Genomic DNA, 18,187 nt, shown 5'->3' with positions numbered 1-18,187 from the left:
GCCAGAAGCACGAGGAGCCGTCCTTGACCACCACCGCCGACGCCACGACCGCATCACTGCAGCCCTCGCCCGCCGCCGACTCGACGTACCAGACCCGCGTGGCCGACTACTGGAACGCGGAGGAGAACCCGGTCAACCTCGAACTGGGGAAGATCGACGACCTGTACCACCATCACTACGGCGTCGGAGACGCCGACTGGTCCGTGCTCGACGAGTCCGACCCGGAGCTGCGCCGCGAGCGGGTCACCACCGAACTGCACCGCCTGGAGCACGCCCAGGCGGAACTGCTCGCCACCCACCTCGGCCCCCTGGCCCCCGCCGACCGCGCCTTCGACGCCGGCTGCGGACGCGGCGGCGGCAGCGTCGTGGCGAACCTGCGGTACGGCTGCCGCGCCGACGGCGTGACCCTCTCGGCCAAGCAGGCGGACTTCGCGAACGAGCAGGCCCGGCGGCGCGGCATCGACGGCAAGGTCCGCTACCACTGCCGGAACATGCTCGACACGGGGTTCCCTTCGGGCGCGTTCGCCGCGTCGTGGAACAACGAGTCGACCATGTACGTGGAGCTGGACCTGCTGTTCGCCGAGCACGCCCGGCTGCTGCGCCGCGGCGGACGCTACGTGGTGATCACCGGCTGCTACAACGACACCTACGGGCGGGCCTCCCGCGAGGTCTCCCTGATCAACGCCCACTACATCTGCGACATCCATCCGCGGTCGGAGTACTTCCGGGCGATGGCCCGCAACCGACTGGTCCCCGTGCATGTGCAGGACCTCACCGACACGGCCATCCCCTACTGGGAGCTGCGCCGGCGGGCCGATCATCTCGTCACGGGCATCGAGGACACGTTCCTGACCGCGTACAAGAACGGCAGCTTCCAGTACCTGATGATCGTCGCCGACCGCGTCTGACCGCACGTCAAGTCGTCGGCCACGGGCGCCTCGTGGCCGACGCGCGTCTTCCGCCCCGGGCCCGGCTGTGCTTGCCTGGGGAGCCGTTTCACCGGCCGGGGCGGGAGTTGCCGTATGCGCGGACCGTGGATCGTGGGTGTCCTGCTGGCCGGGCTGCTGCTCGGGGCGTGCGGGGATCCCTCGTCCGGACCTGACACGTCCCCGCCGTCCGCGCCGGAGGTGTCCACGACCACGCGCCAGCGGGCCCCGGCCTCACCCGGCCCCCGCACCCCGGCCAAGGCACCCCGGGTGCTGTATCTCGGCGACTCGCTCGCCATGGAGAACCAGAAGGTCCTCGGCCAGGAGCTGCGCCGGGACCTGCGCGCGAAGTACACGAGCGCCCCCTACTCGGGAACCACCCTGTGCGACTACCTGGAGGGCACGGCGGAGCGGTCGCTCGTACCGGCACGGGACAAGGCGGCCGCCCTGGTGCGGTCGCTGCGGCCGGACTTCGTGGTCCTGCAGTTCTGGGGCAACGCCTGGGACTTCACCTGGTGCATGGAGAAGATCACGTACGACGGTTCACGGGAGCGGTACTTCAAGCGGTACGAGGCCGACGCGCGCAGGCTCGTCGAGCAGATCGCGACGGCCGGCGGGGCGCGACGGCCGCGGATCGTGTGGGTGCTCCAAGGGCCGGACCCGATCACGCCCGACCGGGTGCGGCGCGTGAACGGGCTGTACGAGCGGCTGACCGCCGGCACGGACGACATCGTCGCCGACGCCGGGGGGACGGTGAGCCCCGGCGCGGACCGCTACACATGGACGCAGCACCTGCCCTGCACGGACTACGAGCGTGCCCACCCCGACTACTGCACCCAGCCCGGCCGCGACCGGACGGCCCTGCACCGCGACGACGACTATCTGCACTTCTGCCTGGCTCCCACGACGTCCACGCCGAAGCCCTGCCCGGTACGCTCCCCCGGCATCCTGCGCATCGCCCGGGAGATCACCAAAACCATTCGACAGTCGGCGAACTGACCGCTCGAATGGGGGGTCATGTGCGCTGTGCGAATGCATGAAGACGAACGAGAGGTCGACGTCGCGCTCGTCGGCCGGCTGATCGCGGGTCAGTTCCCGCAGTGGGCGGGGCTGCCCCTGCGACGCGTGGAGTCCTCCGGGAGCGAGAACGCCATGTTCCGCCTCGGCGCGGACAAGGTCGTGCGGCTCCCCCGTCATCCCCGCGCCGTCGAGTCCATCACGCACGAACTGCGCTGGCTGCCCCGGCTGAGCCCGGGCCTGCCCGTCACCTCCCCCGAACCCGTCGGGCAGGGCGAGCCGGGCGAGGGCTTCGCGTGGCCCTGGTCGGTGTACGGCTGGCTGGACGGCCGCAACCCGGTGCCCGGCGCCCTCGATGAACCGGGGCTGCTGGCCAAGGACCTGGGCTCCTACGTCGCGGCCATGCGCCGGATCGACCCGGCAGAGGGCCCGACCGGTTGCCGGGGAGTACCGCTGGCGGCCCGGGATCCCTTCCTGCGCGAGGCGCTCGCCCAGCTCTCGGGGCGGATCGACACCGAAGCCGTGACGGAGGCGTGGGAGAAGGCCCTGCGCGCCCCGGAGTACGCCGGGCCGCCGGTCTGGGCGCACGGCGATCTGATGGCCGGGAACCTGCTGGTCACGGGCGGACGGCTGAGCGCCGTGATCGACTTCGGCACGGTCGGGGTGGGAGATCCCGCCGTCGACCTCATCAGCGCCTGGTGCGTGCTGCCCGCCGGGGTCCGCGGCACCTTCCGCGAGGCCACGGGCGCCGGCGAGGCCGAGTGGGCACGGGGCCGGGGCTGGGCCCTGTCGATCGCGGTCATCGCACTGCCGTACTACTGGGACACGAACCCGCCCGTCGCGGAGAACTCCCGGCTGGTGATCCGGGAGATCCTGGCCGAGGCGGCGTAGGGGCAGGCTCGGCCGGGCCTGCCCCTGACCGGGGGTGTCACTCGCCCGCGTAGGCCTTGTCCAGGGCGGCGATGTCGAACTTGCTCATCGCCATGAACGCCTTGGTCACCCGGGCCGCCCGCGCCGGGTCCGGGTCGGTGACCATCTCTTGGAGCCGGTCGGGGACGACCTGCCAGGACAGGCCGTACTTGTCCTTGAGCCAGCCGCACGGGCCGGGCTCGCCGCCGCTCTCGGTGAACTTGGTCCAGTAGTAGTCGATCTCCTCCTGGTCGGCGCAGAAGATCATGAAGGAGACCGCCTCGGTGAACGTGAACTGTGGCCCGCCGTTGAGCGCGAGGAACTTGTGGCCGTTGGCGGTGAACTCGACGGTCATGACGCTGCCGGCGGGCTGGAGCGCTCCCTCGGGGAAGCGGGCGATCTCGCCGATGCTGGAGTTCTTGAAGATCGAGACGTAGAGGTGGGCCGCCTCCTCGGCCTGGCCGTCGAACCAGAGGCACGTGGTGAAACCGTCGGTGGTCATGAGTCCTCCCGGGCGCGTAGAACGCTGTCACCACTGTCGACCGGCTCTCGCCCCGGAACTCATCGGTCGCTCGCCGGCAAAATCAGGTGGCCGTCACGAAGGGCTGACGCCCGCTCTGCCCGTAGCGAATCTGCCCCGGGCAGAGAATCCGCACAACGGCGTCGTCCGAGGTCAAGAGTGGAGTCGACGGCACTTCCGCGGAACTTCCGCAACGACGAGGAGAACCGATGACTCCACTCACCGCACTCGCCCCACGGGCCGAGGAGGGCGACACCCCTCCGAGCCGGTTCGACGACCAGCTGGCCGCCCAGTTGCTCGCGCAGCGCATCGTGCTGCTGGGCACCCAGGTCGACGAGGTCTCCGCGAACCGGGTCTGCGCCCAGCTGCTGATCCTGTCCGCCGAGGACCCGCGCACCGACATCAGCCTGTACATCAACAGCCCCGGCGGCGGGGTGCACGCGGGCCTCGCCATCTACGACACGATGCGGCTCATCCCGAACGACGTCTCCACCCTGGCCATGGGCTTCGCCGCGAGCATGGGCCAGTTCCTGCTCAGCGTCGGCGCGACCGGCAAGCGCTACGCCCTGCCCAACGCGCGGATCATGATGCACCAGCCGTCGGCCGGCATCGGCGGGACCACCGCCGACATCGAGATCCAGGCGGAGAACCTGGAGCACACCAAGCGGACCATCGAGCGGATCACCGCCGAGCACACCGGGCAGAGCGAGGAGACGATCTCCCGGGACGGCGACCGGGACCGCTGGTTCACGGCCGAGGAGGCCAGGGAGTACGGCATGGTCGACCGGGTCGTGGAGTCCCTCGCGGACGTCCGCCCGACGGCCGGCCGGCGCAGGATGGGGCTGCAGTGATGGGTACCTACACGATTCCGAACGTCGTCGAGCGCACCCCGCAGGGCGAGCGGTCCTACGACGTGTTCAGCCGGCTGCTGTCCGAGCGGATCATCTTCCTCGGCACGGAGATCGACGACGGTGTCGCCAACGTCATCATCGCGCAACTGCTCCATCTGGAGTCCTCGTCCCCGGAGAGCGAGATCGCGATCTACCTCAACTCGCCCGGGGGATCGTTCACTTCGCTCATGGCCATCTACGACACCATGTCGTACGTGCGGGCGCCGATCTCGACGTTCTGTATCGGGCAGGCGGCCTCCACGGCGGCCGTGCTGCTGGCGGGCGGGGACCCCGGACGGCGGTTCGTACTGGAGCACGCCCGCGTGCTGCTCGGCCAGCCGGCGACCGGAGGGCAGCGCGGCACGGTCTCCGACCTGGCGCTCCAGGCCAGGGAGATGGTGCGGATCCGCTCCCAGGTGGAGGAGGTGCTGGCACGGCACACCCACCACGAGGTGGCGACCCTGCGGGCCGACATGGACCGCGACAAGGTGTTCACCGCGCAGGAGGCCGTGGACTACGGGCTGGCCGACGAGGTGCTCAGCCGGCGCCTCGTGCAGGTCTGAGGCGCCGGCCGACAGGCAGACCCAGTCAGGCGGCCAGGCACATTCCGTCGTACGAGGACGGGGACGCCATCCCCCGGCGGCTGCCGCCACCGGTGTACCGCGAGGTGACGCGGGTCAGTTCGCCCTGCGTCCTCGACAGCAGGTCGCCGAGGCTCAGCCCGAGGGCGCGGGCCGCGGCCGCGAGGACCTCCGAGGAGGCCTCCTTGCGGCCGCGCTCGACCTCCGACAGATACGGCATGGAGATCCGTGCCTCGTCGGCGACGTCCTTCAAGGTGCGCTCCTGCGCGAGGCGTTCACGGCGCAGGACATCGCCGACCAGGTCGCGCCAGAGCGGCTCCTTCACGGCGGGGGCCGGAGGGCTCGCGCCGTGCGGGCGCAGCGGGATGACGCGGGCTTCGTTCGGCACGTGGTTACTCACCGCTCCAGCCTAGGAGCGCCGGCCCCCGAGGGAAGGGCCCGGCGTTCCGCCCTGGGTGGAATCAGCGGAACGCGAAGACCTGGTCACGGCGTTGGGGCCGAGACGCTTCACTCCCGCACTCCGGCAGCGGTACCGCCTCTTGCCCACGGTCGGCCTTGTGGGTGAGCATGGGCAGACCGGAATGCCGTGCTCCACCGATTTTCCGCCGTACGGCATTCGGGGGCATGTGTTGCGCCTTCCCGGGTACCCGCAACCCGGAAGGACCTAGGCAGCTGTAGCCGTGACTTCGTGGGGAGAGGCAATGGAGACCGCCGTGATCCGGTCAAAGGCAGAAGTCGCCGGGGAGAACGCCGAGGCCGGAACGAGTGGCGGAGCACTGCCGGTCGTGGATCCGCGGTCCGTGGCCCCTCGGGACGCCAGGGCGCTGTCCCGCCAGTTCTTCCAGCGCCTGACGGTACTCGAGGAGGGCACGCACGAGTACCAGTACGCGCGCAACACGCTGATCGAGATGAACATGTCGCTCGTGCGGTTCGCGGCAGGCCGGTTCCGTGGCCGCGGCGACGACATGGAGGACATCGTCCAGACCGGCATGATCGGCCTGATCAAGGCCATCGACCGGTTCGAGCTGTCGCGCGAGGTCGAGTTCACCTCCTTCGCGCTGCCGTACATCGTCGGTGAGATCAAGCGGTTCTTCCGGGACACGACGTGGGCGGTGCATGTGCCGCGGCGGTTGCAGGAGCTGCGCGTGGAGCTGGCCAAGGCCCGCGAGGAACTCGCCAGCCGGCTGGACCGCGAGCCGACCGTCGCCGAGCTGGCCACCCTGATGAACATCACCGAGAACGAGGTCGTCGAGGGGCAGATCGCCGCGAACGGGTACAACTCGTCGTCGCTGGACGCCGCGCTCACCGGCGACGGGCCGGAGGGCGGCGAGGCGGTCCTGGCCGACTTCATCGGCGTCGAGGAGGACGGGCTGCGGCTCGTCGAGGACTTCCACTCGCTCGCGCCGCTCATGGCGGAGCTCAGCGAGCGCGACCGGCAGATCATCCACATGCGGTTCGTGGAGGAGGCCACCCAGGCGGAGATCGGCGAGGAGCTCGGCTGCTCGCAGATGCACGTCTCGCGTCTGATCAAGCGGATCATCACCCGGCTGCGCGAGGGCATGCTGGGCGAACTCGGCTGCGCCTGACGCGGACGGCGGGCCGGCCGGACATACGGCGACCAGCGGGTGCTGTCCCTCCCTGTGCGGGGGTGCGACGGCACCCGCGACGCTGTGCCGGCACCATGGCGCGCGAGCGCCCTCTATGGACACCTCACCGGGAACGGACACCTCACCGGGAGGGGGAACCAACCTCACTCGGACGGCTCAGCCGGACTGCTCAGCCCCCGGTCGCACCGGCGAGCGGCAGCACGGCGCGCACCCGCTTGCCCACCGGCACCCGCTCCACGCTGACCTGCTCCGCGAGTGCGTGGACGATCTCCAGGCCGTGCCGGCCGACGCGCTCCGGGTTGCGCGGGAAGATGCGGGGCAGGGCGGAGCTGCTGTCGTAGACCGACACGGTCACGGCGGTGTCCGTGCCCACGAGCTCCAGGATGTACGGCCCGTTGCTGTGCCGGTCGGCGTTGGTGACCAGCTCACTGACCACGAGCTGCACCGCGCCGTCGGCCCGGTCGTCGATGCTCGCGCACCACTCGGTCCTGAGCTGGTCGAGGAAGAGCGCGGCGAAGGACCGCGCCTCGGCGATACATCCCTGCTCGCCTGTGTAGTGTGCCGCCCGCCTCAGCGGTTCCACGGGCACGTCGAAACCAGTCGGTATCACTGCCCCGTCCAGGTGGTCGATCATTCGTTTCTTTCTGGGAAGAAGCCGGACTGGCCGGACGCTCTGCACCAGTGCTCGTACCCCGAGCCGGGCTTCGCAGTCCTGACACGTTCTCGTCCGTCCCCTGCCCTGGGCATTGTCCCCCGCGGGAGGGGCACTCGGAGGGAAAAAGGACCGGCCGAGGGCGGCCGGGCCGGATCGCCGGAGGTGTGCGGTGGCCTGGTGGATATGGCTGGTCGTGGTGGTCGCGACGCTCGTCGGCGTCGCCGTGGTGACGCTGGCCGTGCAGGCCGGCCGGCGGTCGGGGACGGTCATCGCGGTCCGTCGCCGGCCCGGCGGGAAGGACGTGCGATGAACCAGCTGATGGCGGCACGGAGCCTGACGACCCTGCCGGTGGTCACCCTGGGCGGCGATGCCGTCGCGCAGATCAAGGACACCGTCTTCGACGCCGCGGCCGGGCGGATCACCGGGTTCACGCTCAGCGGCCGGGGGCTGCTGTCGGGTCCGCTGAAGCAGAGCCTGCCCTGGCCGGCGGTGCACGCGCTGGGCCCGCACGCGGTCATGATCGTCGATGCCGGTGCCCTGGCGGACACGCCCGTCGTGGTGGCACGGCGTGAGGCCCAGCAGGGCCGGGTACTGCACGCCAAGGTGCTGACGGACGAGGGCGCCGAGGTCGGCACGGTGCTCGACGTGGTCGTCGAGGGCGGTACCAGCGGCCGGGTCGTGGGATTCCGGATCGCCGCGGTCAAGGCGTTGGTGAAGGGCTCCCGGCGACGCCGGCACCGGGTGTACGTACCGCGCGGCGAGACGCTCGCCGTCTCCGGCCGCGCCCTGGTCATTCCGGCGGACGCCACCCGCTACGTCGCCGACGACCTGCCGGCCTTCGTCGCCCGGGTGGGCGCGTTCCGGCAGGGGCACGGGGGGACGCCGACATGATGCTGTTCTCGCAGGCGCGGGGCCTGCCGGTGCTGACCCTGGCCGAGGCGGACGAACTCGGTGTCGTGAAGTCGCTGACGGTCGACGCCGCGGCCGGTGTGGTCACCCATGTCCGGGTGCGGGGCCGGCACTCCCGCAAGGAGACCGTGCTGGCCTGGGGTGCCTTGCACGCCCTCGGCCCGGACGCCGTGCTCGTCCGTTCGGCGACCGCCCCGGCCGAGGTGCCCTCGCACCACGAGCTGCCGGGCCTCAGGATCCTCACCGAGACGGGCGACTGGCTCGGCACGGTCCAAGACGTCGCGTTCGAACCGGACACCGGCCGCGTCGAGGCGGTCGTCACCGCCCAGGGCGATGTGCCGGCCGATCGGCTGCTCGGGCTCGGGGACTACGCCCTGGTGGTCCGCGCCGGGTGACTCAGGAGGCCGGGGCCTGGTCCGTCGCGCCGCCCCCGGTGTCCTGGCCTGTGTCGTTTGCGGGCGGGGGCGGCGAGTCGTCCGCCGGCGGCGATTCGTCCGTCGTCGGTCCGGACGTCGTCTCCGTGGTCGGCGGTTCGCTCGTGGTCGGCTCTGACGAGGTCGAGCCGGTCGGCGTGGTGACGGTCGCCGACGGGGTGGGCTTGCTGGGCGGAGCCGTCTTGCGGTCGTTCTCGCCCGTGTCGCCCTTGTCGCGCTTGAACCACTCGCCGTCGGGCTCGCACATCACGAACACGTCGATCGGCTCCTCGGCGGGCTTGACCGCGACGACGTCCGACGCCTTGTAGCCCGCCCACTTGTCCCCGGTCGTCTTCCCCTGCTGGGAGACCGGCGGGGTCAGCGGGTTGCCGCACGCGCAGCGCACCCGGGGAACGCCCCGGTCGTCGACGAGCACGGCCGTGCCGGCCTGGAGGACGGCCTGGTACTGCGTGGGGCGGCCGTTCTTGTAGCCGTGGTTGGTGACCCAGGTGTCCATGCGGAGTTGCACGGGGGTGAGCGAGCGCAGGTAGGCGGGGACCTCGGAGGGCTCGATGCGCTGGACCGAGGCGAACGCGCGCTGCTTGTCCGGGGCTTGCTTGAGGTACGTGATCTGCTTCTCCACGTCGCAGCTCGCGACGTTGCGGGTGCCGCCGTACAGGCCGGGCGCCCCGCCCCGGACGGCCCGGACGGCGTTCGGCGACGCCGATCCGGCGGGCGTCGGCGTGATCGACGGGGCGGAACTCTCCTTGGCCGTCGAGTCGGTGAACGGGTCCGGGCCGGTGTCCGCCGCGGGCTGCAGCAGCACATCGCTGTCGGAGGTACTGGTACCTCCGTCTGACGCGCCCGTGCCGCCGTCGGGGCGGGTGAACACCACGGCCAGGACCACGGCGGCCACGACCGCGCCGGCGATCAGCGCGACACGAGGGACGGACCCCCACCACGGGCGGCGGGGCTCCGGCGGTTCACCACCACCCCCGCTCGGCGGCTCGGGGGGTGGCGCGCCGCCCCCCGAGGGCGGCTGGGAGGGACCCGACAGCGGGCCCGAGGGAGGTCCTGTGGGGCGACCGGACGACGGCGGTTCGACGCTCACGAGCTCTTCTTCCCACGTGGGTTCTGTACGGCCTTCGCACACCCGAGGCGATCAATCCTGATATGTACCGCTTCTTCCACCACGCGTTCATTGTGTGCCCCGGCCCCGTCCGGCCCGCAAGCCGACGCGGACGGACCACCCGACGGGCGCCCGGCGCGGGCGCTGCTTAGCGTGGCAGCGTGAGTTCGCGCACCTCCTCCGGGCAGCCACGTACCTCCGGCGCGCGGGCCGTCGCCCGCCACGGCTGGGTGCACGCCCTCGGCACGGTGCTCGGCGGGCTGCTCGCCATGATGGTGGTGGCCACGCTCGGCCTGTGGGCCGCCGGGGCCACGGACCTTCCGGACGGCGCGTTCGCCCCGGTCGTCATGGCGACCGTGGTCACCGCCGTCGGGGGCACGGTGAAGCTCTCCGGCAGCGCCGGCGACTTCGCCGACACCCAGGCCGGACTGACCGTGATCCCGCTGTCCGTCACGCTCACCGGGGCGCTGGTGATCGCCTGGGGCTTCCTGCGGCCGCTGCGCCATCGCGCGGTCGCCGGCGCCGCGGAGCTGGCCGGCTGGGCCGCCAGGATCGCGGTCCTGTGGCTGCTCGCACTGATCGGCCTGACGCTCGCCGCCCGTCACACGTTCGCCCTCTCCCTGGGCGACGAGGAGCTGGGGGAACTCGGCGACCTGTTCGGCGCCTCGCCGAAGATCGGTTTCACCACGGACGTTCCGCTGTCCGTGTTCGTCGGACTGGTGTGGCTGGCCGGTGTGCTGGTGCTGGCCCTGCTGGTGTCGCGGGCCGCCCCGTTGCCTGCCGGGCTGCTGCGTTTCCAGGCGTCGGTGCGGCCGGCCGCGTACGCGATGGTCGCGCTGCTGCTCGCGTACGTCGTCATCGGCGTGGTCATCGCCTTGGTCGTAGCGGCGACGCGGGGCCACGCGACGGAGACGTTCGCCGTGATTCTGCTCGGCATGCCCAACCTGGTGTGGCTGGCGTTGACGATCGGCCTCGGCGCGACCTGGACCGGCCGCGTGGAAGGGCCGTTCGGACTGCCCATGCCGCAGGTGCTCGACGAGGTGCTGCGCACTCCGGACATCTCGGAGCTGAACCTGCGGACGCTCTCGGAGCATGACGGCAGGGTGTGGTGGCTGCTGGTCATCGACGTGGTGCTGCTGCTGGCCGCGGCGTTCGTGATGGCGGCCCGGTCACCGGCCCGGGTCCGGGCCTGGCAGCACGCCGTGCACATGGCGGTCGCCCTCATGCTCACGGTGTTCATGATCTGCCTCGTCGGACGCATCTCCGCGCACTTCGGCCTGTCCGTGCTCGGCATCGGCGACCTGGGCGGGGGCCTCGGGGGCGAACTCTTCCTCAGACCCCGGCTGTGGGGTGCCGTCGGCCTGGCCGTCCCCTGGGGTCTGGTGACCGGGTTCGCCGGGGCGCTGCTGGCGCGGCACGTACGACGCCGGGGCGAGGTCCGCTCCGACAGCGAGAGCTGACGCCGGGGTTCTACGTCCGCTGTGTGAAGACCGGTTCGGCCCAGCGCGGCGGCGGCTTCGGCCGCTCCTCCCCCGGCTCCCGGCCCGCCCGGGTGGGGGTGTGGCCGGCGGCGGGCCCGCCGCCGGTCGTCGCGGCGCGCAGGGCGGCGACGAAGGCGAGGCAGGACGGGTACCGGTCTTCGGGGCTCTTGGCGAGGGCCTTGGCGAGGACGGGGTCGACCTTCGGGGCGAGGTCGGGCCGGGCCTCGGTCAGCGGCGGCGCTTCGTCGTACTGGTGGGCCCACAGCAGTGCCATGTCGTCGTCCCGGCGGAAGGGCGGATGGCCTGCGAGGATCTCGTAGACGACACAGCCGAATCCGTACACGTCGCAGCGGGCGTCGACCGGGCGGCCCGAGATCTGCTCGGGAGCGACGTAGTCGAGCGTGCCGACGAACTGGCCGACCGTGGTGAACCCGGTCAGTGACAGCGACTTCTTCGTCAGGCCGAAATCGGTGAGGTAGGCGTGCTCGGGGTGGTCGCTGTCGGTGCCGCGGGCCACCAGGATGTTGCCGGGCTTGACGTCCCGGTGCACCAGCCCGTGGTCGTGGGCCGCGTCCAGCGCGGAGGCGACCTGGGCGGCGATACGCAGGGTGGTGGCGGGCGACAGCGGGCCCTCCCGGTCGAGGAGATGACGCAGGTCGCTGCCGACGACGTACCGCATGGCGATGTACAGCACGCCGTCCGTCTCACCGGCCTCGAAGACCGGCACGATGTGCGGGTGGTCGATCGCGGCGGCGGCCCGGGACTCGTGGGTGAAGCGGCGCCGGAAGGTGTCGTTGCGGGCGAGTTCCGGGGCGAGCAGCTTCAGGGCGACGGTGCGTTCCAGACGCAGGTCGCGGGCCCGGTACACCACGGCCATGCCGCCGCGCCCGATCTCCTTCTCGATCCGGTACCCGGCGATCTGCTGCCCGAGCAGCTCGGAGGGCCGCCCGGAGAACAGGCTCGTCTCGCGGGTCAACGGGTGTCACCCTCGGGCGAGACGACCCGGGCGGGCTCGGACCCCACGACGCGCGTGGGCGCCGCCTCGGCAGTACTGTCCGGCTCCTCGGCCTCTTCCTCCACAGCGTCCTCGGGGGACACGAGGCGAGTGGGCTCGGGGACATCGGACGACACGACCCTGGTCGGTTCGGGAGCTTCGGCAGACACCGCCGCTGTCGGCTCGGGCGCCTCTGGCGACACCACTCGCGTCGGCTCAGGCGCCTCGGGCGGCACGGCACGCGCTGGTTCAGCCACCTCAGGCGACACCACCCGCGTCGGCTCAGACCCCGCAGCCGGCACAGCACCCGCCGGTTCAGCCACCTCAGACGACACCACCCGCGTCGGCTCAGGCGCCTCGGGCGGCACGGCACCCGCCGGTTCAGGCGCCTCAGGCGACACCACCCGCGTCGGATCGGGCGGGGCGCCCGGCGTGGGCGGTGCCCCGGCCGGATGCGCGGGATCCTCGGCCCGAGGCCTCTCCTCTGCCGGAGGCGGGTCCTCGACCGCCTCCGGGGGGACCACCCGCGTGGGGGTGGGTGCCGGCGCCGGGGTCTCGGACGGTCGGGACTCCGGCTGGGAACTCGGGGTCTCGTCCGTCGCGTACGTGGTCGCCCGGATGCCCTCCGCGTACACCCAGTGCCCGTGCGCGGCGTCGTAGAGCCACACCGACCCGCCGTCGACGACGACGCCGATCCGCAGCCCGTGGGTGCGGGAGTGGAAGGCCTCCCGGTCGAGGCCGCCCGCGAGGTCCTCGACCGCGGACCGGTAACGCGCCAGGGCCTCCTGCGTGCGGGTCAGCAGCGGACGCGAGTCGGCGGTCAAGGTCAGCGGCGCGTCCGCGGCGGGCGGATCCTGCGGTACGGCGACCAGGTGGCGGCCGTCGACCCAGGCCGACCAGCCGTTGAAGCACAGCACATGCCCCCAGTCGCCCTGCTGCTCGACGAGCTGCACCGGCAGCAGGGGGTCGAGGTCCACGGTGGGCCGGGCCGGGTCGGGGGCCTCCCAGGCGGGCATCCCGTGCTGCGGGACGACGTGCGTGGGCCGGAATCCGGGAGTCGTCATGGAGGCTCCCTACTTCCGCATCACGGCCGGTTCGTGCCGGCGCAGCAGCCGGGACACGAGGAAGCCGAAGAGCGCCGACAGCACGACCAGCATCCCGACGTCGAGCAGCCATATGCCCGCCGAGTGCTCGAAGAGCGGATCCTTGGTCAGATCGTCCGGCACGATCCGGGCCAGCCCGACGGTGCCGGCCATCGCGGCCAGCGCCCAGCGCGCCGGCACCAGCCAGCCCAGCTGCTCCAGCCCGGGCACGCCGTCCAACTTCAGCAGGGCACCGCAGAAGACGACCTGGACGATGGCGACGAGCACCAGCAGCGGCATCGTCACCTCTTCCTTGCGCACCAGCGCCGAGATGAGCAGGCCGAGCATCATCGCCGTGAACGCCAGCAGGGCGACGGCGACCGCGATCTCCACCAGGGGCGGCATCAGCACGCCTTCGTCGCCGGGCGCGCCCAGGTCCACGCCGAGCAGGGCGACGAGTGTCAGCACCACCGCCTGCAGCACGGTGATGGCACCCAGGACGACGACCTTGGACATCAGGTACGCCGATCTGGACAGGCCCACCGCCCGTTCCCGCTGGTAGATCACGCGTTCCTTGACGAGCTCGCGCACGGCGTTGGCGGCGCCGGTGAGCACGGCGCCGACGCAGAGGATGAGCAGGGTGTTCATCGCCGTGTCGAGGGTCAGCTTGCCGCCCGACAGCGCCCGCGCCATCACGCCCATCACGAACGGCAGGGCGATCATGATGATCAGGAACGTGCGGTCGGCGCTGAGCGCGGAGGCGTAGCGGCGCACCAGCGTGTTCAGCTGGGCGGCCCGGCTGCGCGGCCGGGGCGGCGCGGCGATGACGACGGGCTCGGACCGGGGCTGCCGGGGCTGCGCGGTGGCGTCGGCGATGTAGCGGTCCCGGAAGGGCGAGGCGCGGTAGTCCCCCGCCCAGTCCCGGTCCTTGTCCCGCTCGAAGGCCTCGAAGGCCTCGGGCCACTGCTCGAAGCCGAAGTACGCCAGGGCGTCCTCGGGCGGCCCGTAGTAGGCGGTCTTCCCGCCCGGCGCGAGCACGAGGAGCCGGTCGCACACGTCCAGGCTGAGCACGCTGTGGGTGACGACGATGACGGTCCGGCCGTCGTCGGCGAGGCCGCGCAGCATGTGCATCACCGAGCGGTCCATGCCGGGGTCGAGGCCGGAGGTCGGCTCGTCGAGGAACAGCAGCGACGGCTTGGTCAGCAGCTCCAGGGCCACGCTGACGCGCTTGCGCTGGCCGCCCGACAGGCTGTGCACGGGCTGGTCGACGCGCTGTTCCAGGCCCAGTTCGCGGATCACCTCGTCGACCCGGGCGCGCCGTTCGGCCTTGGCGGTGTCCTGCGGGAAGCGCAGCTCGGCGGCGTAGGAGAGGGCTTTGCGGACGGTCAGCTGGGCGTGCAGGATGTCGTCCTGCGGGACGAGGCCGATGCGCTGGCGCAGCTCGGCGTAGTCGCGGTAGAGGTCGCGGCCGTCGTAGAGGACGGTGCCGTGGTCGGCGGGCCGCTGGCCGGTGAGGGCGTTGAGGAGCGTGGACTTTCCGGCGCCGCTCGGGCCGACGACGGCGAGCAGGCACTTCTCCCCCACCGGGAACGACACGTGGTCGAGCAGCGTCTTGCGGCCCCGGTCGACGGTGACCGCGAGGTCCTGGACGTCCAGGGAGATCTCACCGGTGTCGACGTACTCCTGGAGTTCGTCGCCGACGAGGCAGAACACCGAGTGGCCGATGCCGACGATGTCGCCCTGGCCGACGGGGGCGCTGGTGACGGGGCTGCCGTTGAGGTAAGTGCCGTTGTGGCTGCCCAGGTCGGTGATCTCGTAGGTGCCGTCGGGCAGGGCGCGCAGCTCGGCGTGCCGGCGGGAGACCACCAGGTCGTCGATGACCAGGTCGTTGTCGGTGGCGCGTCCGATGCGGACGGTCCGGGCGGGCAGCGGCCGTACGGTCGTGGGCTGCCGGTAGGTGCCGGTCGCCGCCGGCATCGAGACGGCGGAGGGGCGTTCCGGGGCCGGTGCGGGGCGGCCCAGCAGGACCACGCGCGGTCCGTCGGCCGGGTTGCCGAAGCGGATGACGGTGCCGGGGCCGACGTCCCACTCGTGGATGCGGCGGCCTTCGGCATAGGTGCCGTTGGTGCTGTTCTCGTCCTCGATGGTCCAGTGGCCGTCGGTGGGCCGCAGCACGGCGTGGTGCCAGGAGACCCGGTCGTCGTCGATGACGATGTCGCTCAACGGGTCGCGTCCTACGCGGTAGTCGCGACCCGGAATCATCACGGTGGAGTCCGTCTCGGTCTCCAGGACGAGTTCTGGTGCTACCGAAGACTGCGCCATGACCAAGATTCTACCGATTTGCCTGCTATATGCCTCTGCGAGCAGGTCAGGCCACGGGGATTCCCAGGCCGGGGGCCGTCCGCTGCATCCGCAGGGCGTCCACGGACTCGGCGAGCAGTTCGTACTCGGTGGTGTCGTCGCTGGTGGCGATGCGTACCAGCCGTCCGGCCGCCAACTCCTCGGCGACCCTCTCCTGGTGACCGGGGTCGGCGCACCAGGCGCGCAGCTGTGTGGGCACGTCGGGCACGGTGTCGGCCACCGGCACGAGCGCGCCCGGCGGTAAGTGCTCGGCGTCGGGCTGGGGGTCGAGGCGCTGGGCGATCCAGGAGGCGCGGTCGCGCAGCCACCACAGGGCGAGGGCGAGGGTGGGCGCCCGGTAGGTTCCCAGGGGCACTCCGATGCGGCGGCCGTCGCAGACTCCGTACGCAGTGACGTGACACAGGAACTCGTCGTGCACGTGACCTCCCCCGTTGCCCTGCCCGCCCGCCGGACTCGACTCTCCGCGGCTCGCGTGCTGTGCGTGAGGGCGCCGTCGCTGGATGTGAAAACGCTCTCGCAGGTCAGTATGTTCACTGCTGAAACACTGTCACCACGACTTTCCGGCCACTCTCCTGGCATATTCACACCCCGAGCTGGCCGAAACCCGGCAGGGTGGTCCCTGCCGGGTTCGTCACGAGCGGCGATCCGGATCCTGCCCGGCGGGCACGACCTCCCGGGTGCCTGCCGGGGAGACCTCTACTGCTTGACGATCGCGTCGATCCGGGCCAGCTCGTCCGCGTCGAAGTCCAGGTTGCGGATGGCGCCGACGCTGTCCTCGATCTGCCGCGCGCTGCTCGCGCCGACCAGCGCGGAGGTGACCCGGCCGCCGCGCAGCACCCAGGCCAGCGCCAGCTGTGCCAGGGTCTGGCCGCGCGACTTGGCGATGTCGTTCAGGTCGCGCAGCCGTCCCACCAGTTCCTCGGTGAGCGCGTCGGAGTTCAGGAACGGGCTGTCGCTCGCCGCCCGGGAGCCCTCCGGGATGCCGTCCAGGTAGCGGGCGGAGAGCAGGCCCTGCTCCAGCGGGGAGAAGACGATGGAGCCGACCTGGAGCTCGTCGAGGGCGTCCAGCACGCCCTGGTCCTCGGGGCGGCGGTCCAGCATCGAGTAGCGCGGCTGGTGGATGAGGAGCGGGGTGCCCAGCTCGCCCAGGATGCGGGCGGCCTCGCGGGTCTGCTCGGCGGAGTAGTTGGAGACGCCGACGTACAGCGCCTTGCCCTGCTGCACCGCCGAGTGCAGGGCGCCCATCGTCTCCTCCAGCGGAGTGTCCGGGTCGGGGCGGTGCGAGTAGAAGATGTCGACGTAGTCCAGGCCCATCCGCGTGAGGCTCTGGTCCAGTGAGGACAGCACGTACTTGCGCGAGCCCCACTCGCCGTACGGGCCGGGCCACATCAGGTAGCCGGCCTTGGTGGAGATGACCAGCTCGTCGCGGTACGCGGCGAAGTCCGACTTCAGGAACCCGCCCAGCGCGGACTCGGCGGAGCCGGGGGGCGGGCCGTAGTTGTTGGCGAGGTCGAAGTGGGTGACGCCGAGATCGAAGGCGCGGCGCAGGATGGCGCGCTGGGTCTCGACGGGCCGGTCCGGGCCGAAGTTGTGCCACAGGCCGAGGGAGAGCGCGGGGAGCTTCAGGCCGCTGCGTCCGGTGCGCCGGTAGGGCATGTCCGCGTAGCGGTCGGGGTGTGCGGTGTACAACGCGACTCCAGAGGGGTTGGCTGGCGCGGTCGGATGAAACCGCTGTCCACTCTGGCGTGACCTGCTCCCATGCGTCCAACAGAAGAATCCGATGGAATTCAGCGGTTACGCTTCTCAGTCATGGAACTGCGCCACTTGCAGCATTTCGTCGCGGTCGCCGAGGACCAGCACTTCACCCGGGCGGCGGAACGCCTCCTGGTCTCCCAGTCGGGCCTGTCGGCCTCGATCCGGGCGCTGGAGCGGGAGCTGCAGACGCCGCTGTTCGTGCGGACGACCCGCCGGGTGACGCTGACTCCGGCCGGTCGGGCGCTGCTGTGTGAGGCGGAGCGGATCCTGGCGCAGGTGCGGACGGCCCACGAGGCGGTGGCGGCGGTACAGGGCGTACTGCGCGGCATGCTGGCGCTCGGCAGCGAGCAGTGCATCGCCGGGGTGCATGTGGCGGGGCTGCTCGCCGCGTTCCGGCACCGTCACCCGGACGTGGAGATCTGCCTGCGGCAGGCCGGGTCGGGCGCCCTCGCCGAGGACGTCGCGGCGGGCCGGCTCGACCTGGCTTTCGTCGTGCGCACGCAGGAGGACGGCGACCAGCTGCGGTCGGTGTCGCTGACCAGCGAGCCGATGACGCTGCTGTGCCACGCCAGCCACCGGCTCGCCGCCGCGGGCGCGGCCGTCACTCCGGAGGAGCTGGGCGGGGAGGTGTTCGTCGACTTCCACCCGGACTGGGGGCCGCGCCGCAGCACCGACACGGTGTTCGCCGCCGCGGGCGTACGGCGGACCGTGGCCCTGGAGGTGAACGACGTGCACACCCTGCTGGACCTGGTCGACGAGAACCTCGGCGTCGCCGTGGTGCCGCGGCACTTCGCGCACAAGCGCGCCTCCCTGACCGCGCTGCCCGTCAAGGGCACGGGCGAGGCGGTGTACGAGACGGTGGCCCTGCTGCCGCCCCCGGGGGCCACCAGTCCGGCGGCCCGTGCGCTGATGGGGCTGCTGGAGGCCACCGGCGCGTGAGCGGGGGCGCACGCCGCGC

The 18,187-nt window shown here is 71.8% G+C and carries 20 protein-coding genes; 11 read left to right on the top strand and 9 right to left on the bottom strand.

Annotation, left to right across the window (positions count from 1 at the left end; translation table 11 throughout):
• Window positions 1-23: 23 nt before the first annotated feature.
• From ACZ6I3_RS15115 to ACZ6I3_RS15105, 3 genes are all read left to right on the top strand, one after another.
• Window positions 24-908 carry a geranyl diphosphate 2-C-methyltransferase gene (locus ACZ6I3_RS15115; protein WP_469414843.1) on the top strand — a complete coding sequence of 295 codons (885 nt, stop codon included), beginning with the start codon at window positions 24-26 and terminating at the stop codon, window positions 906-908.
• A 114-nt stretch (window positions 909-1,022) separates the two neighbouring features.
• Window positions 1,023-1,925, top strand: coding sequence for an SGNH/GDSL hydrolase family protein (locus ACZ6I3_RS15110; protein ID WP_469414841.1), 903 nt, complete (start codon window positions 1,023-1,025; stop codon window positions 1,923-1,925).
• Between the two features lie 33 nt (window positions 1,926-1,958).
• Window positions 1,959-2,834, top strand: a complete 876-nt coding sequence (locus ACZ6I3_RS15105; RefSeq protein ID WP_469414840.1) for an aminoglycoside phosphotransferase family protein — start codon at window positions 1,959-1,961, stop codon at window positions 2,832-2,834.
• 37 nt (window positions 2,835-2,871) lie between these two features.
• Here the strand turns inward: ACZ6I3_RS15105 and ACZ6I3_RS15100 are convergent, their stop codons facing one another.
• Window positions 2,872-3,354, bottom strand: coding sequence for a VOC family protein (locus ACZ6I3_RS15100; protein ID WP_469414838.1), 483 nt, complete (start codon window positions 3,352-3,354; stop codon window positions 2,872-2,874).
• Between the two features lie 227 nt (window positions 3,355-3,581).
• Here ACZ6I3_RS15100 and ACZ6I3_RS15095 point away from each other — a divergent pair, with 227 nt between their 5' ends.
• Together ACZ6I3_RS15095 and ACZ6I3_RS15090 are read left to right on the top strand one after the other, a co-directional pair.
• Window positions 3,582-4,223 carry an ATP-dependent Clp protease proteolytic subunit gene (locus tag ACZ6I3_RS15095; RefSeq protein ID WP_469414837.1) on the top strand — a complete coding sequence of 214 codons (642 nt, stop codon included), beginning with the start codon at window positions 3,582-3,584 and terminating at the stop codon, window positions 4,221-4,223.
• Window positions 4,223-4,825: a ClpP family protease gene (locus ACZ6I3_RS15090; RefSeq protein ID WP_469414835.1), complete on the top strand. Its 603-nt coding sequence runs from the start codon at window positions 4,223-4,225 to the stop codon at window positions 4,823-4,825. The genes ACZ6I3_RS15095 and ACZ6I3_RS15090 overlap by 1 nt, the downstream gene beginning before the upstream one ends.
• Window positions 4,826-4,850: 25 nt before the next feature.
• Here ACZ6I3_RS15090 and ACZ6I3_RS15085 read toward each other — a convergent pair whose 3' ends face one another.
• Complete coding sequence (locus tag ACZ6I3_RS15085; protein WP_469414834.1) at window positions 4,851-5,243, bottom strand: helix-turn-helix domain-containing protein; 393 nt, start codon at window positions 5,241-5,243, stop codon at window positions 4,851-4,853.
• A gap of 301 nt (window positions 5,244-5,544) precedes the next feature.
• On the opposite strand from ACZ6I3_RS15085, the gene ACZ6I3_RS15080 reads away from it, so the two are divergent.
• Window positions 5,545-6,429 (top strand): RNA polymerase sigma factor SigF, encoded by an 885-nt coding sequence (locus ACZ6I3_RS15080; protein WP_469414832.1) that lies wholly within the window; start codon window positions 5,545-5,547, stop codon window positions 6,427-6,429.
• A gap of 190 nt (window positions 6,430-6,619) precedes the next feature.
• Here ACZ6I3_RS15080 and ACZ6I3_RS15075 read toward each other — a convergent pair whose 3' ends face one another.
• Window positions 6,620-7,084 (bottom strand): ATP-binding protein, encoded by a 465-nt coding sequence (locus tag ACZ6I3_RS15075; protein WP_184595941.1) that lies wholly within the window; start codon window positions 7,082-7,084, stop codon window positions 6,620-6,622.
• A 190-nt stretch (window positions 7,085-7,274) separates the two neighbouring features.
• Between ACZ6I3_RS15075 and ACZ6I3_RS15070 the strand changes: the two genes are divergently transcribed.
• The 3 genes from ACZ6I3_RS15070 to ACZ6I3_RS15060 are packed head-to-tail and all read left to right on the top strand — an operon-like array spanning window position 7,275 to window position 8,409.
• Window positions 7,275-7,415: a hypothetical protein gene (locus ACZ6I3_RS15070; RefSeq protein WP_469414830.1), complete on the top strand. Its 141-nt coding sequence runs from the start codon at window positions 7,275-7,277 to the stop codon at window positions 7,413-7,415.
• Complete coding sequence (locus tag ACZ6I3_RS15065; RefSeq protein WP_469414828.1) at window positions 7,412-7,996, top strand: PRC-barrel domain-containing protein; 585 nt, start codon at window positions 7,412-7,414, stop codon at window positions 7,994-7,996. Before ACZ6I3_RS15070 ends, ACZ6I3_RS15065 begins: the two co-directional genes overlap by 4 nt.
• Entirely contained in the window at window positions 7,993-8,409 is a 417-nt protein-coding gene (locus ACZ6I3_RS15060; protein ID WP_469414826.1) for a PRC-barrel domain-containing protein, read from the top strand. The genes ACZ6I3_RS15065 and ACZ6I3_RS15060 overlap by 4 nt, the downstream gene beginning before the upstream one ends.
• A gap of 1 nt (window position 8,410) precedes the next feature.
• Here ACZ6I3_RS15060 and ACZ6I3_RS15055 read toward each other — a convergent pair whose 3' ends face one another.
• Window positions 8,411-9,538, bottom strand: coding sequence for a DUF6777 domain-containing protein (locus ACZ6I3_RS15055; RefSeq protein WP_469414825.1), 1,128 nt, complete (start codon window positions 9,536-9,538; stop codon window positions 8,411-8,413).
• A 179-nt stretch (window positions 9,539-9,717) separates the two neighbouring features.
• On the opposite strand from ACZ6I3_RS15055, the gene ACZ6I3_RS15050 reads away from it, so the two are divergent.
• Window positions 9,718-11,016, top strand: coding sequence for a streptophobe family protein (locus tag ACZ6I3_RS15050; RefSeq protein ID WP_469414824.1), 1,299 nt, complete (start codon window positions 9,718-9,720; stop codon window positions 11,014-11,016).
• Window positions 11,017-11,026: 10 nt separating this feature from the next.
• Here ACZ6I3_RS15050 and ACZ6I3_RS15045 read toward each other — a convergent pair whose 3' ends face one another.
• From ACZ6I3_RS15045 to mgrA, 5 genes are all read right to left on the bottom strand, one after another.
• The gene (locus ACZ6I3_RS15045) at window positions 11,027-12,013 is read right to left on the bottom strand and encodes a serine/threonine-protein kinase (protein ID WP_469414822.1); all 987 of its coding nucleotides are present in this window, start codon (window positions 12,011-12,013) and stop codon (window positions 11,027-11,029) included.
• Entirely contained in the window at window positions 12,010-13,095 is a 1,086-nt protein-coding gene (locus tag ACZ6I3_RS15040) for a hypothetical protein (protein ID WP_469414820.1), read from the bottom strand. The genes ACZ6I3_RS15045 and ACZ6I3_RS15040 overlap by 4 nt, the downstream gene beginning before the upstream one ends.
• Before the next feature lie 9 nt (window positions 13,096-13,104).
• Complete coding sequence (locus ACZ6I3_RS15035) at window positions 13,105-15,435, bottom strand: FHA domain-containing protein (RefSeq protein ID WP_469414818.1); 2,331 nt, start codon at window positions 15,433-15,435, stop codon at window positions 13,105-13,107.
• Between the two features lie 46 nt (window positions 15,436-15,481).
• Window positions 15,482-15,892: a hypothetical protein gene (locus tag ACZ6I3_RS15030; protein WP_184595929.1), complete on the bottom strand. Its 411-nt coding sequence runs from the start codon at window positions 15,890-15,892 to the stop codon at window positions 15,482-15,484.
• 278 nt (window positions 15,893-16,170) lie between these two features.
• Window positions 16,171-17,163, bottom strand: coding sequence for an L-glyceraldehyde 3-phosphate reductase (gene mgrA, locus ACZ6I3_RS15025; RefSeq protein WP_469414817.1), 993 nt, complete (start codon window positions 17,161-17,163; stop codon window positions 16,171-16,173).
• Between the two features lie 120 nt (window positions 17,164-17,283).
• On the opposite strand from mgrA, the gene ACZ6I3_RS15020 reads away from it, so the two are divergent.
• Window positions 17,284-18,168, top strand: coding sequence for a LysR family transcriptional regulator (locus tag ACZ6I3_RS15020; protein WP_469414815.1), 885 nt, complete (start codon window positions 17,284-17,286; stop codon window positions 18,166-18,168).
• Window positions 18,169-18,187 lie beyond the last annotated feature (19 nt).

The organism is Streptomyces sp. NPDC041940 (genome assembly GCF_055589465.1).
Note: the sequence above shows the minus strand (reverse complement) of the source record. Positions and strands in the feature narration are given on the sequence as shown.

Coding starts and splice junctions, on each gene's coding strand:
- ACZ6I3_RS15110 (WP_469414841.1), top strand. CDS start 1,023: ATGCGCGGACCGTGGATCGTGGGTGTCCTGCTGGCCGGGCTGCTGCTC.
- ACZ6I3_RS15105 (WP_469414840.1), top strand. CDS start 1,959: ATGCATGAAGACGAACGAGAGGTCGACGTCGCGCTCGTCGGCCGGCTG.
- ACZ6I3_RS15100 (WP_469414838.1), bottom strand. CDS start 3,354: ATGACCACCGACGGTTTCACCACGTGCCTCTGGTTCGACGGCCAGGCC.
- ACZ6I3_RS15095 (WP_469414837.1), top strand. CDS start 3,582: ATGACTCCACTCACCGCACTCGCCCCACGGGCCGAGGAGGGCGACACC.
- ACZ6I3_RS15090 (WP_469414835.1), top strand. CDS start 4,223: ATGGGTACCTACACGATTCCGAACGTCGTCGAGCGCACCCCGCAGGGC.
- ACZ6I3_RS15080 (WP_469414832.1), top strand. CDS start 5,545: ATGGAGACCGCCGTGATCCGGTCAAAGGCAGAAGTCGCCGGGGAGAAC.
- ACZ6I3_RS15075 (WP_184595941.1), bottom strand. CDS start 7,084: ATGATCGACCACCTGGACGGGGCAGTGATACCGACTGGTTTCGACGTG.
- ACZ6I3_RS15065 (WP_469414828.1), top strand. CDS start 7,412: ATGAACCAGCTGATGGCGGCACGGAGCCTGACGACCCTGCCGGTGGTC.
- ACZ6I3_RS15060 (WP_469414826.1), top strand. CDS start 7,993: ATGATGCTGTTCTCGCAGGCGCGGGGCCTGCCGGTGCTGACCCTGGCC.
- ACZ6I3_RS15040 (WP_469414820.1), bottom strand. CDS start 13,095: ATGACGACTCCCGGATTCCGGCCCACGCACGTCGTCCCGCAGCACGGG.
- ACZ6I3_RS15035 (WP_469414818.1), bottom strand. CDS start 15,435: ATGGCGCAGTCTTCGGTAGCACCAGAACTCGTCCTGGAGACCGAGACG.
- ACZ6I3_RS15020 (WP_469414815.1), top strand. CDS start 17,284: ATGGAACTGCGCCACTTGCAGCATTTCGTCGCGGTCGCCGAGGACCAG.